The sequence below is a fragment of the Moorena sp. SIO4G3 genome (assembly GCF_010692305.1).
GTDB classification, from domain to species: domain Bacteria; phylum Cyanobacteriota; class Cyanobacteriia; order Cyanobacteriales; family Coleofasciculaceae; genus Moorena; species Moorena producens_A.
Genome location: NZ_JAAHIG010000054.1, coordinates 1 through 14,021, shown reverse-complemented (window position 1 = coordinate 14,021; position 14,021 = coordinate 1). Strand labels below are relative to the sequence as shown.

Annotated in this window: 9 protein-coding genes; 6 read left to right on the top strand and 3 right to left on the bottom strand. The window is 41.8% G+C overall.

Annotated elements, in window-relative coordinates:
• Positions 1–94: 94 nt before the first annotated feature.
• The 3 genes from F6J99_RS12840 to F6J99_RS12830 all read left to right on the top strand — a co-directional run bounded on the left by F6J99_RS12840 (position 95) and on the right by F6J99_RS12830 (position 3,579).
• Complete coding sequence (locus F6J99_RS12840; RefSeq protein ID WP_293113252.1) at positions 95–1,792, top strand: PfaD family polyunsaturated fatty acid/polyketide biosynthesis protein; 1,698 nt, start codon at positions 95–97, stop codon at positions 1,790–1,792.
• 211 nt (positions 1,793–2,003) lie between these two features.
• A complete protein-coding gene (locus tag F6J99_RS12835) occupies positions 2,004–3,230 on the top strand; it encodes a hypothetical protein (protein ID WP_293113251.1) in 1,227 nt (408 codons plus the stop codon).
• A gap of 61 nt (positions 3,231–3,291) precedes the next feature.
• A complete protein-coding gene (locus F6J99_RS12830) occupies positions 3,292–3,579 on the top strand; it encodes a 2Fe-2S iron-sulfur cluster-binding protein (RefSeq protein WP_293113250.1) in 288 nt (95 codons plus the stop codon).
• Positions 3,580–4,029: 450 nt separating this feature from the next.
• Here F6J99_RS12830 and F6J99_RS12825 read toward each other — a convergent pair whose 3' ends face one another.
• Positions 4,030–4,785, bottom strand: a complete 756-nt coding sequence (locus F6J99_RS12825; protein ID WP_293113249.1) for a hypothetical protein — start codon at positions 4,783–4,785, stop codon at positions 4,030–4,032.
• 527 nt (positions 4,786–5,312) lie between these two features.
• Between F6J99_RS12825 and F6J99_RS12820 the strand changes: the two genes are divergently transcribed.
• Together F6J99_RS12820 and F6J99_RS12815 are read left to right on the top strand one after the other, a co-directional pair.
• Positions 5,313–6,944, top strand: coding sequence for a hypothetical protein (locus F6J99_RS12820; protein ID WP_293113248.1), 1,632 nt, complete (start codon positions 5,313–5,315; stop codon positions 6,942–6,944).
• A 163-nt stretch (positions 6,945–7,107) separates the two neighbouring features.
• Positions 7,108–9,459, top strand: coding sequence for a tetratricopeptide repeat protein (locus F6J99_RS12815; protein WP_293113247.1), 2,352 nt, complete (start codon positions 7,108–7,110; stop codon positions 9,457–9,459).
• A gap of 152 nt (positions 9,460–9,611) precedes the next feature.
• Here the strand turns inward: F6J99_RS12815 and F6J99_RS12810 are convergent, their stop codons facing one another.
• A complete protein-coding gene (locus F6J99_RS12810; protein ID WP_293113246.1) occupies positions 9,612–10,721 on the bottom strand; it encodes a cyclic nucleotide-binding domain-containing protein in 1,110 nt (369 codons plus the stop codon).
• Between the two features lie 210 nt (positions 10,722–10,931).
• Positions 10,932–12,551 carry a cation:proton antiporter gene (locus F6J99_RS12805; RefSeq protein ID WP_293113259.1) on the bottom strand — a complete coding sequence of 540 codons (1,620 nt, stop codon included), beginning with the start codon at positions 12,549–12,551 and terminating at the stop codon, positions 10,932–10,934.
• A 96-nt stretch (positions 12,552–12,647) separates the two neighbouring features.
• On the opposite strand from F6J99_RS12805, the gene F6J99_RS12800 reads away from it, so the two are divergent.
• Positions 12,648–13,889 (top strand): tetratricopeptide repeat protein, encoded by a 1,242-nt coding sequence (locus tag F6J99_RS12800; protein WP_293113245.1) that lies wholly within the window; start codon positions 12,648–12,650, stop codon positions 13,887–13,889.
• Positions 13,890–14,021 lie beyond the last annotated feature (132 nt).

Sequence of the window (14,021 nt, the reverse complement as noted above, 5' to 3'; positions counted from 1 at the left end):
TATCGGACTTGATATTACCAAAATTTGGACAGGTAATTTTCATGCAAATCTACTAAACTATAATTATTAATTTAACCAAATCAGCTGTATTATAATGACTCAAACTAGTTCTAAACCAATGACTGCTTTAGATACACCTCTAAGCAAAAATAATAACCAAAAAGATAATAAAATTGGATTTTTTAATTGTTTCTATGGTCAAAATCAAGGTTGGAAAGGGGATTTGGATGGGATAGCATTTGATGATCGAGGAATTAAGGCTAAACTGCTAGATTTAGAAAAGTCCTGTTATATCGTTAGATCCCAAGGACAGATTGGCGTAACCCAAGAAGGGTACTGGTATCCTTCCGAAAATGGCAAGAGCTCTCAAGTAGAGCTGCTGATGGCAGTTCCACCAATACAAATTCAACAGTTAGGCGATCCCAGTTTTTTATCCTTTCATGGGGTAAAATCTGCCTATGTTACTGGAGCGATGGCTGGTGGAATTGCATCTGAGGAGATGGTCATTGCTCTCGGCAAAGAGAGAATTTTGAGTTCATTTGGTGCTGGCGGATTAAGTCCTTCCCGCCTGGAAGCAGCTATTAAACTTATTCAACAAGCCTTACCCCAAGGTCCCTACGCCTTTAATTTAATTCATAGTCCCAGTGAACCTGCGATTGAACGCCATGCTGTTGATCTATTTCTCAATTATGGTGTTAAAACTGTAGAAGCGTCTGCATTTCTAGATTTAACTCCCAATATTGTTTATTATCGAGCTGCTGGATTAGGACTCAATACCGCTAATCAAATCGAAATAAAAAATAAAGTTATTGCTAAAATATCTAGAAGAGAAGTTGCTGCGAAATTTCTGCAGCCTGCTCCAACACAAATCCTTAAAAAACTTGTTGAGCAGGGATTAATCAGTGAGCTACAGGCAACTTTGGCAGAAAAAGTTCCCATGGCAGACGATATCACTGTAGAAGCTGATTCAGGTGGTCATACAGATAATCGGTCTTTGGTTTGTCTGTTACCTTCTATCTTGGAATTGAGGGATGAAATTCAGGAAAAATATGGTTATGAAAACCCGATTCGAGTTGGAGCTGCTGGTGGGATTGGTACGCCACAATCAGCCTTAGCTGCTTTTATGATGGGTGCGGCTTATGTTGTGACTGGCTCTATTAATCAGTCTTGCCTTGAAGCTGGAACCTCTCAACATACTAAGGAAGTGTTGGCTAAAGCTGATATGACTGATGTCACCATGGCTCCAGCAGCAGATATGTTTGAAATGGGGGTAAAACTTCAAGTCCTCAAAAAAGGTACCCTCTTCCCCCTACGGGCCCAGAAACTCTTTGAGTTATATAGAAGCTATGACTCGATTGAAGCTATTCCTATCGAGGAAAGAGAAAAACTGGAAAAACAAATTTTCCAGAGAAAAATTGAAGCAATCTGGGAGGATACCATAGCTTATATATCCCAACGAAATCCTGATAAAATAAAACAAGCTGCCAATAATCCTAAGGTGAAAATGGCTCTGATTTTCCGCTGGTACCTAGGATTGTCATCTCGTTGGTCGAAGTCAGGGGAGAAAGGCAGAGAAATCGATTATCAGATTTGGTGCGGACCTGCAATGGGCAGCTTTAATAACTGGGTGCAAGGGTCTTACCTCGCTGCTCCAAACAATCGCAGTGTGGTTGATGTGGCTCACCACATCATGAATGGGGCTGCATTTTTACACCGAATACAAAGTTTAAAAATTCAAGGACTCCAAATGCCAGATTACTACAGTCAGTATCGCCCAGTTCCTCTTTCCTAAATTGTGAATTTTTAATTATCGATATTGTCAAGCTTGGTAATTGGTAATTGGTAATTGGTAATTGGTAATTGGTAATTGGTAATTGTAATTACTATTGATCCATTAGCCATTACCAATTGCCACGTTTACTATGAACAATACTGCAGGGTACTGGAGACCATCTAACTTATAGATTACGTAGATTACGTAGTTTTTACCTAAGGATAATAGTATGCTAAAAACCCATAAAGCACCAGAAAAAGGAAGTCAATTTTCAACTCCATCAGACAAGGTTGTCCATGGTCGCAAGAATCTTAAGCTGATGGATGTTAATTATCGGCGTAACACTGAGTCAGATTACACCGAAAAAATAGAGGAGTTGTATAAAAACTTTGATTATAGCAGCAATAGCGATTATTACTGGGGTGAGCCTGAGCTTTCAATGCTGTACGGTAGCCCCCTCTATGAAGCGGCTTCACCCTCACAACAAAAAGCTCTAAATCATCTCTATTGGGCTTTGAATTACTATTTAATTGCTGCTACTGAAACGAATACAATTTTATTTAATGAAGTTACAGCAAATGCCTTCTTTCCCTTTGATGATTACGAAGTTCTCTGCCATGCGCTAGACCTTGAAACTAATCAAGAACGTTACCATGTTCGTGCCTTTAACACTATTGGTAGTAAGACAGAGTTAGCCCTAATGGGCGAAACAGTTTTTCACTGTCCTAGGTCAACCAAACCTAAGGAAATGGATAAAACATTAGCTGCTTTTAAAGGGATGGGTGGACGTACAAGCTCTCCTTTGGGAATGCAAGTGTACACCATCAGTATCAGTAATTCTCCTTTTCTAGCGAGCCAGTACTATACTGCCCGTGGGATCGGCAATTTAAATCTCAAAAATAAGGAATATAGTTTTTCCCAGTTATATAAGAGATTAGAGAAAAAGGGTGAGTTTATTCCCGCTCCAACAGCAGTTTCTCGTTATCATCTACTAGACGAAAGTTTCCACACCGCAACGTCTCAGTTAATGTCCCACGAAATCTATAAGGATTTCCCTCAGCCAAACGCCTGGGAGAAGTACATTGGTAACCAAACGATCCACAGCTTACAAACCGATGTGTTTAATGGGCTATCTACTACACTCCCTGGTACCTTTGGTGGAAATCTTATGCCTATGGTGTATAAGCTCTTGCAAACACCTCTATTTAGCATGTCTAAGCAAGAAGCACTACTGATGATGGAGAAGTGTTTCTGTCAGGAACATGAAGGCTTATATTTGGCAGCTAAATATCACCAGCGTCTTCTATCGGATATCCGCAAGTTTCTCGAAGGTCTAGACTATCTGTCACCTGTTAATCGCGAGATGCGCCTGATGGCTTCATCCGGTTCAGTTGAAAAAGCTGTCGCAAATAACATTCGAGAGTTTAAGCAGTTCTCGAGATCCGTTAAGCGTTAGGTCAAACTTTTGCCAGTTCCTGCTCCAGTAATGTTATACATGAGATACCCAAATTGTTGCTATGGTGACTATTCACGTTGAAGACGATCAAAAAACCCTTGAAGTCGAACCTAACCAAAACCTAGCTGACATCTGCGATGAGCATCCCATTTCCCTTCTTTTTGGTTGTCGGGAAGCATCCTGTGGCACCTGTCTAATCGAGGTAGTCAGAGGCATTGAATACCTGTCACCTATCACAGCTGATGAGCAGGATTTGCTGGATGTGTTAGCTCCAGACAATCCTCACGCACGTCTAGCTTGCCAGTGTGTTGTGATGGGCGATATTAGTATCAGTACTCTCAAGGGGTGAGGGGATGAACAGGTGAGGGTTAGTAAACAGCTAGAGAAAACGTCGCAGAGTCTACCAAAAACTCTTATTATTTGTTAAACTTAAATTAGGGGAACACCGACAGGGATTATTATGTAACTTAAATTAAAGCCGAAAACCAAGGGTTTAATAGTTGCGCTCTCTATCTCGGTGGAACCAACTTTGTTGACATTTTTATGGCGCTCGCGGGATATTCCGTCACAGAAGCGCGGAGATACCCCCTGGATGTGAAAGCATCTTGCATTGGCGGACTAAAGTTTATCTTGGTAGACTTTGGTAGCTAAAAAGTATCGGATAAACAGGTCAGGAAAATTCCCTTTCCACAGTATCTTTTGTCCAAGCACAAGAACGGAGGGATGGAGTAATCACTCCATCCCTCCATCACTCGGTCACCCGATCACCCCATCACTCCATCACTCCTTAAACCAGATATCATTGTAAAAACTCAGGAGTTGAAAGGGGAGCATCGATTCGACGTTGACTAGGCTTGTCAAGTTTATAAATAATCGGTGGTTCTGGTAGCAGCAGATACCGCTTGCCCCAGCCATCATTAATATCCTCAGGTCTAGGTTCAGGTGGTTTAGTCTGACCGGTGGGTAAGGCAACGGACAGAACTTCACGTGCCTGGACATACCGTTGACCATCGGATGTATTGTTGATCAGGCTGCTTGCTAAGGTTATTCGCTGCTTCTTTAACTGCTCTTCTAGTTCCCAGAGGGACTCTTTGGGGGCGAGGGTGGCTACAAAGGTTACTTCCTCTGCTGGTTTTAGTGATAACCCAAGTTTGGACTGATCCATTTGCCAGACTTCTTGAAACTCACCGTCTGGTGCAATTTGCCAGAGTTCCAAGTCGGTGTGCCATCTTCCCTTCTTTACATCGACATTTTCATAAGCCAAAATTGAATAGATAAAATTTGCCTCTCTGTTGAAAGAGAGCTCTTGATTAGGGTGCAAATAGCGAATCGCTGCTACCGTGATGGGAATTTCCTCGGGAAGATTCGTGGTTCCTGCTACGGTGTAGATCCCTGGACGGTCTGATTTGGTTACCCTAAGCTGAAAAATTGCTTCGGAAGATTGACCGAGTAATCGATTAGTTAATTGCCGTCCTGGTAATGGAAGCTGGGTGCATCCAGTACTTAATAGTAAGAGTATAAAGATGCTAAATACCCCTTTTAAAAAATGGGTCATGTTTTGTTTGACTATTTTTTTTGTCCAAATAAAAATAAAGGTTTTGTGCATAGCCGATAGTTGCATAAAATTGTGATTAAAATAAATTCTAACCTGTTAAAATTTATTTTGCTCAAATTTATTTATGATGATTAAGGCTTCCTAGGTTTAATTTTTAGTAATTTAGATTTTTTTTATGTTATGGTTTTATCCAAATATTTAAAGTATTTAAACTAGTTTTAGTATTTATATGATGAATAAGTTTGCTTTAAATATCCCCTAATTAATGGGTAATTAGTATTTTTTTATTGTAGGAATTTGATCTTAACATTAAGTTCATTACCATTGGTATTCAATAACATTTATGACTTTTCAAACCTTGTGCTCTCGGATTAAACCTAAGATTATGAACAAAGTTATCAAGCGTAATTATATGACATAATTAGCCCCAATAAAAAAAATCCGGAGCAGCTTTTATCGGCTGGTAAAACATTTATTTGCCATAAATTTTAACTAAGCACAGTTATATTTCATTGATTGTGGTGCTCATGAGAGACATAAATCAAATCCCTATTACTATTGATACTCATCAACCAAGCATGAGCGCCTCAAAGCGTTCGGTTGGGCTAAGTTACTTATTATCCATTGCCTCGACTTCCGCCTTAGAAAAATGGGGTTTTATAGCCCCGATAACCCTATCAATTTTGTTAGGTGTTGCTAGTCTGAAAACAGAACCAGCCCATGCTCATTTTTCGGGGCTATGTGCTAGTCTTCCGGATCAAATTGTTTCGGAAAAACCTCTTAGCCCTAAGAGCGAAACGTCGAAACCATCACAGAATAATGTCTGGAGCAACACAGACCAAGACCGGCTGGACAGGTTCAACTCTACCAATTTGTCTGAGAAGCCTCAGGAGGACTGGGCTGTTAAGGATTCATGCACGAGGATCAAGACTAGGTTTCAAGCAAACCCGAACAGCCAATACTACTCGGTTAGTAGCGGACAAGAATTTGGTTGTGCCTACACAAACGAAAGCTGCCTGAGGAACTTTAATAGGACTGTAGGTTTATCCAAGCAATATGACCCTAAGAGCTTCCAGCCCAGTGAAGATGATTGGGTATCGATTGAGCCTAAGAAGCTGGCACAAACCAACTTTGAGGAAGCACCAGAGCGTCCATTAATTCCAGAGATTGACCCTAAGGATGATAACCCGCTAGCTCCGACCCTAAACCTACAAGGTGTCTTTCTCAATCAGGTAGACACATCAGCGAGACTACGGCTGCAAGGAACTTATCCCCTTTCTCCCCATGCTTTGTTTGGTGCCACAGTTGACCTCACCACTGGGGATGGCTTTTCCGACACCGAGGAAACGGGATTAAGTCTTAATGAACTTTACTTTACGACTTCTGTACCTAGCTATTCTAATCTCCGCTTTGTGGTTGGTCTAATGGATTTGACATCTTATTTTGACCGCAATAGCTTTGCTAAAGATAGTACGACCCATTTCTTTAACCCGGTGTTTCAGACGAATCCTGCTCTGGCAGCAGCTGGTATTGCGTCTCGTCCGGGGGTGCTACTCAACTGGAATTTAACCGACAACCTGGAAGTAAGAGCTGCGGGCTTTTCTTCAGACCGAGACCTGGATGATTTTGCCTTTGATGGGTTTTCTTCAGAGCTAGCTTTTCGGGTAGGTACAGCAATCATTCGGGGGACTTACCTATCGGCTCGGGATGCTCAGAAAGATGGATTCCAGGAAATTTTTTCTTTGAACCGAGGGGATAACGAGTTTGGTCCGAAGTCCTCTGACCGCGAAGAAGCTTACGGGATTAATGGAGAACTATATATTCCTGCTCTCAAGATGGGACTGTTTGGGCGCTATGGTTGGTACGAAAATCTTGATTTAGATGAAAGCGGGGATACCTACAGTGTGGGTCTCAACCTCTTAGATTTGTTTATGGATGATGACCGACTAGGGCTTGGCTATGGTCGGCAATTGTCTAATGATGACTTGCGCCAGGACGAAGGTAATAAAGTACCAGATGTTTGGGAATTGTTCTATGACGTGCGTGTTTCACCTAATGTGCGTGCAGGTGTGACTTTGCAAGGACGAGATGAGTTTTCAGATACAATTCTTGGTGTTCGAGTCAGGGCTGATTTTGATGTGAGTAATCTGTGGGATTGAGTGCTGAGTAATGAGTAATAGGTTTTTAAAGCTACTCGCTAATAGAATTGCTGACATAGATAGAACATAGACACTGATTCATCCTTGATAGTTTATCCTTGATAGTTTACCCTTGATAGTTTATCCTTCATCCTTGATAGTTTATCCTTCATGCTTTTGACCAATGAATAACCATTCTCTTGGGAAAAAAAATTTCTACTGGCAGCGTTGGTGGGTCTTTTTGATGGTTTTTGGGTTAGCAGGAGTATTAATCTTCAGCCCAGTTGAATCGGTGGTGCCAGCGCTCCAAGCACAAGTTACTTCTGCAGTACGCCGAGGTTACTCTCTGTTAAAGAAAGGATGGGTGGATAATGCGATCGCAACCTTTGAACAAGCTCTAAAAGGCTCTCCCCAATCGAAGGAAGGGAGGTTAGGTCTAGCGATAGCGTATCAGCGAGCAGGGCGAGATGCAGATGCTTGGGCTGCTTATCAACAAGTCTTAGCCATCGACCCAAACAATAAAGAGGCTCTGGAAGCAGTAGGAGAATTGGGAGGTTATCGTCCTGAATGGCAGACTGATGGGATTGAAGCCCTAACCACTTTATTAAACCTAACTCCTAATGATACTGGTGCTCGTGCTCAGCGGGCTTTACTGCTGGGCTACCAAGGTCGTTTTCCGGAAGCCCTAGATGATTATGAAATTGTGCTGGAGAGCAATCCTACACCAGAAATTATTCTTGGTGCTGCTCAAATCTATACCTATAGTGGTGACTATCAGCAAGGCCTGGAGCTATTTGCTCGTTACCAAGCTAGCGGTAAGCCAATTCCGGGAAATGCAGCCGGAGCCTATGCTCTGGCTCTACGAGAAACTGGGAATCCTGCTCAGGCGGTACAGGTATTGGAAGCCCAGCTCAATCAATTTTCCCAATCCTATGGCAATGATACCTATCTACGGGCTGATTTAGCTCAAGCTTATCAAGCCTCTGGGCAACTGACAGAAGCTTTGTCTGTCCTAGAACCGTTGCGAGGGAGGGATGAGGCGGCTTTACCCTTAGCCCGGGCCCTTTCAGAAATTGGTCGTCGTGAGAGTCGCTCTGACCTAACCGAAGACGCGGTTACTCTCTACCGTCAGGTGCTGGCCTCAACACCAAAGCCATCTTCTGCTTTAGTCAGGGAAGTGGCTGATGTGATGAGTGAGCTACCAAGCCAGTGGGCATCAGCTCTACAGCTTTATCAGCAGTTGACCGAGGAGCAGTCGAATAACCAAAGTTTTTTGGTGAAGTCGAATAACCAAAGCTTGTTGGTGAAGCAGATTATTTTAGAAGGTAAATTGGGTCAGTTATCCCGAACTCAACGGCGACAGCGGCTGCTTGAGATAACCCAAACCCTACCGAGTGAAGCAGCTCAGCAACGAGATTTAGCCCAAGCTTTGTTGCGTCTAGACCCTCCTGACCCAGAACTGCTTAGTGTTTACCAAGATTTGCTGGCTACAGGGGTAGATGTACCCTTTTTGCATTTCCGTGTTGCTCAGATTTTGATAAAGCAGAATCAACTAGCCCAGGCAACAAGTGCGATTGATAGTTACAGGGCAACGTCTACTGGTGGTTCCGACCAGAGTACGGAATTATTGCTAGCAGAGATTGACCGTCGCCAGGGAAATCTCGATGCCAGTATCCAGCGGTATCAGAGAATTATTCAGAGTAACCCAAATAATAATTTGTTCAATGGTGCTTTGCGGGGGTTAGCGGGAATCCACATTGCCCAAGGTGATCCACAGAAAGCTCTGGTTATCTATGACCAGCTGCTATCTCGCGATCGCAATGATTTATTAGCCCAGCTGGGGCGTACTAGTGTGGCATATCAAACTAAACGTATTGACCAAGAGGAAGCGGAAGGGGTACTCAATCAATGGCTACAGACTCAGCCTTCTATTGATCCACCGCCGGAATTGTTGAGTTTGGTGGGTACTTTGCCTGCTGACCCACAACGAGAAACCCTGTACATTACTCTACTAGAGGTCTCACCAGATAATGCTCCTGTACAATTGCGACGGCTACAGGTTTTAGCACAGCGAGACCCTAAGTTAGCTAAAGCTGAAATAGCTGAGTGGATTGCCGGTAATCCTGATAATATCGATGCCTACTTTGTGCAGGGAGAATTGGCTATGGGATTTAGGGATTTGCGATTAGCTAGCAACGCTTACGAAGAAATTTTGGAACGGGAGCCTGATCAAATTGGTGCCTTACTAGGGTTGGCAGGAATTAACTTTACTCAACAGCACTATGCTAAGGCAACGGGGCTTTATCAACAGATACTAGAACTGGAGCCAAAGAATTTATCGGCTCGCCAAAACTTGGCTGAATTAAGTGTTGCCCAAGATTTTCCGTTTACAGCCCTCCAACGGTTTGAAGGACTCAACTCGGAAGAGAAAGAGTCTACAGGGACAGTTAATCCTAAGCTCGATAATCGCATCCTGCGGCTGGAGGTAGATATTCTAAAACGGCGGGGTTTTCAGCCTTATTGGGAGCGATACTAATACCCTGTCAATTTAGTTTTTATGGTTAGGTTTTAGGTGTTAGGTTTTAGGTGTTAGGTTTTAGTTTTTAAAGCCTAGCACCTGATAGCATTTCGATTTTATTTCTGAACCAAGCACCCTGTTTAAATAAGACTTGAAGCTAGTTTAACATCTCAAATTAAACTTATATATATAAATAGATAGCCAAGAAGGTAATGGACTAATGATACCCCTATCAAATTGTAACTACGTAGGTAAATTAGACCAAATATTTCCCCAGCAACCAATGTAACTAGTATAGCTTGAGTTCCTAGGCTAACGTGAAACATTCCAAATAAAATTGCTGCAATAAAAACAGAAAAGTAACCTTTTTCATCTAGGAGAAATCGTTGCAAAGCTGTTTGCACAGTAGCTCGGACAAACTCTTGCATATAAGAGTGTATAAAATAAGTCAATGACATCACGGATACTAAAGATATCGGAAATTTTAATATTTTTGATGTTAATTGATTTCCGGTCGTAATTAGATCTATTCCAAACGCTATTAACCCTATTAATATAATTCCTATTCCACTGATTATCAAGCCATCTAAAACAGATTTTTTAAAATTTATTTTTGTCACTCCTACTTCATCTAAAGAAATATTAAACTTTTTCAAGGTAATTAAAGCAGGAATGACTATTACTACAAGATGTATCCAAATAAACGCAACTGAATAAAGATTCATAAAATTTGGCAAAAAATCATCCAAACATGAATTAATCAGTATTGCGATCAGTGCCATCACTAATATAATGACGAAAAACAAGCCAAAATTATTGCGTTCTTTTAGCTGGTCGATTTGTTCTTGGAGATTAGCTATATATTGAGTAGTCCAATATCGTAGACGCTTACTGACGTCATAAGTTATTGCTTCATCTATAATCTTGATGATTTCTTGAGCGTCATCGACATTCTCGAGCAGCTGGGTTCTAGATAAGATATAAACTTCAGTATTCGGTTGTGCTATTACAGAGCAAGTTCTAGGTCCTTCATCGAAGAATGACATTTCTCCGAAAGTTTCCCCGGCTAGGATTTCTCCAAATTTAATATTTGTATTAGTACGGGTTTCAACTTTCAATAAATCAACGGCTCCTGAGATAATAAAGTAAATTTCACTACTATATTCTCCTTCTTTGACAATCAACTCTTCCTGAGAGTATTTTTTAATTTCTCCAATCTTCTCTACCTCTTTTAACTGATCTTCTTTCAGGTATCCTAAAATATCAAACTTCTCTAACATGGATTAATACTGCCCATTTGAGGGTAACAATAAATCAAATCAACAAATCAAATCAACGACTTAGTCGCTGTTTTTTTTTAAAGTATCAAAAAATGATACAGATGGCAAAGCCATAATTTAAAGAATTATGACTGTGATATATTTTGCTCTTTACTTGCGTATTACCACTGACATTATAACGGTTTGGGGTTTATTTTAAGAGCGATTGCTTTAGTGGTGGGAAGCTTCAGAGGTTCGTTCCACTTCTTCAACCAAAATTACTGGAATTGGACTGGTTTCTAACACTGCCTGAGATACGGAACCGACCAGGACTTGCTGCGAGGGTTGATGTCCCCGTTTTCCGATCACTATATCTGTTACTTGATGCTCTTGGGCTATGCGAACAATTTCTTTGGGAATCGAACCGGTTACGGTAATAAACTGATGCCGAATATCCAAGAGCAAGCGTTTGGTTTGGTTCTGTAACTGCTTGACTTCTGGCTGATTTGATGTGGTGATCACATGTAAAACAATAACTTCCCCATTACTTCGTCTTGCTAAATCTGCTACTTTAGTTAATACGTGGGTGGCTAAACTAGAGGTATCGACAGCGGCTAGTAGGAGAGTATGAGAGGCAACGGTTACTTTGGTGGGGTCTACAGGGTCTTGGGATAAGAGTTTAGGGGCAAAGGTGGGAATTGCCCAAGCCCCTAGGGGTGCGGTAATCAAAATCGAGAGGGCTGCGATCGCTAAAATTGTCTGACCTCCTTCTAGTCCTTGACTCAAGGGAATACCACCAATGGCTGCTTGTACTGTGGCTTTTGCGGAGTTTCCGGGCAACAAAAACAGTTTCTCTCGCCAAGTCCAATTACTGCCCAATGTGGAGAGATACCACCCGACCATCCGACCGATACATAACCCAATGGCTAGGATTAAAATGCCAGGTAACAGGGTTGTTTCTAATACCCGAAGTTGGATACTAGCTCCCATCAAGACAAATAGAATAATCTCTGCTACCACCCACAGATGGTTAAATTCTACTCGCAAGCGTCGTGCTAAGGGAGGGTCTAATTGTATTAGGAAAAATCCCATTGCCATGGTAGCTAAATAGCCAGAAAAGTATGGCATACTTTTAGCTAACACTACTAATAATAAGGCAAGTGCTGCGGTAATTAAGGTATCTTGGACGATAGTTTCGGTCCAATTTTGTTTGGTTAACAGGAAAATAATTAATTGAGCAGCGATATATCCAATTAAGACACCAAGGGCGACCTGGATTAGAACTTGCAGGGGTAGGAACTGGAGAGCATTACTGTTGATCGTTCCCTGTGCCAAGAAATTCACCATCAAACTGAAGAGTAGCAATACTAGGACATCGGATAAGGCACTCCCAGTTAGAATCACATCTGGTATCCCTTTAGCTACGCCCCAGCCTAAACTTTTGAGTCGCAGCATTCCTGGCACAATCACGGCGGGGGATTCTGCTCCGACTACACAGCCTAGGAGTAATCCAGTGGGAAAATCGAAATTAAACAGTATCATGGCGGCAACAGCTACTGCGATCGCTTCGGTGATGGCGGGCAAAATGCCTAACCTTAGCGCAACAGTTCCTTGCTCCAGGAGTTTCTCAAGATCCAATCCCAGTCCTGCCCGCATTAAAATGACCATAACTGCGAAGGTGCGTAGGTCATCAGCCATAACTAGGACTTGTGGTGCGATCGCATCCCCCACTTCTGGTCCGATCAGGATACCCACCACAATCATACCAATCAAAGGAGGTGCTCCCAACCGACGGGCAAGTTGACCCCCAAAAAAGCCCATCAATAAGATCCAAATTGTACTGCCTAGCATCCGAAATGTTCGCGCTCGTATATAAAATGTAATTACTTGTCGCTCAATTATGAAAACACAGTTGATTCGGATTGGCAATACTTGATATCAGTTGTTATGAAAATCAAGCCTAACCTTGCTATTACTTTGGCTACTTTACTGCTATCAGTTGAGGGGGCAATTGCTCAACCTAATTCATCATTTACTGACTCTACACCACCAACTCCACCACTGTCCAACCAACAACGCGAGGAAGTGGAAAGGTTAATTAATGATAATCTAGAGAAAAGCTACACAATTCGCAATCATATCCAATCGGAAGTTCATCGAACCTTTGACTGGACGATTAACCTGCTCAACCTTTTAATTACAGTACTAATCGCCATCCCTATTGTTACTAGTCTGGCAGTGCTCTTGCTAAGACGTAGCATCATCAACCAATTAGTGTCTGAGACGCAAAAGCAATTCCAAGAAGAAGCTGAACAAAAAATAAAAGAGCAAATTGACGCTGAAGTCACTACGGAATTAAAACGACAAGTTGAAGCTTTTAAGCAGGAGCTGGAAACCCTTAAATCTGATTTAGTTTCTCAACTCCAGCATCTAGTTGTGGCTGCTCAACATGAGAAAGAGCAGATTTTCAACGAAATTTCTCGAATTACTCCGTCCATTATCCAAGAAGAATTTGTGGCTCCAGAAGTCCAACAAAAACTGGAAGAGCTAACTAAACAGCTGGAGTCGTTAAAGTCTGCTAATCCCCAGCTATACTTAACAGTTGATGACTATATCAATCAAGGGCACGCTCTGTGGATTGAAAATCGCTATCAAGATGCGATCGCATCCTATCAAAAAGCGCTTCAGCTCCAGCCAGATTCCGATGTGGCTTGGTCAGGAAAAGGCCAAGCCCTGCAGAGATTAAAGCGATATGACGAATCCCTGGCTGCCCATGCCGAGGCGATTAAAATTAATCCGAACAACTTTAGGAGTTGGTTTGGACAAGGTTATACTCTCAGATACATGGAACAGTATGAAGAAGCACTTATTTCCTATGATCAGGTTATTCAGCTCAACCCAGATTTTCATCATGCTTGGAACCATAGAGCCTATGCCTTGATCAAACTTGGTCGCTATCAAGAAGCCTGGAAAAGTTTGGAAAGAGTACGGCAGCTAAAATCAAATTCATCTAATCTTTACTACAACGAAGCTTGTTATTATGCCTTAAACGGTGAGATTGACTCAGCAATTGCTAGTCTAAAACAAGCGATGAGTTTGAATGATAGACTTAAGTCTATCATTAATATTGATGCGGATTTTGACATGATTAAAGACGATCAACGGTTGCAAGACCTAATTAATCCATAGATCTGACCATTAGACATCTCCAGGAATTGCTAAGCAAGTCCATAACTAGGTTTGAGATGTTTGCGATAGTTAACAAATGCTTGATTTTTAAACGAAAAAATGAGGATTGCCAGTATTTATTGACACTAATTT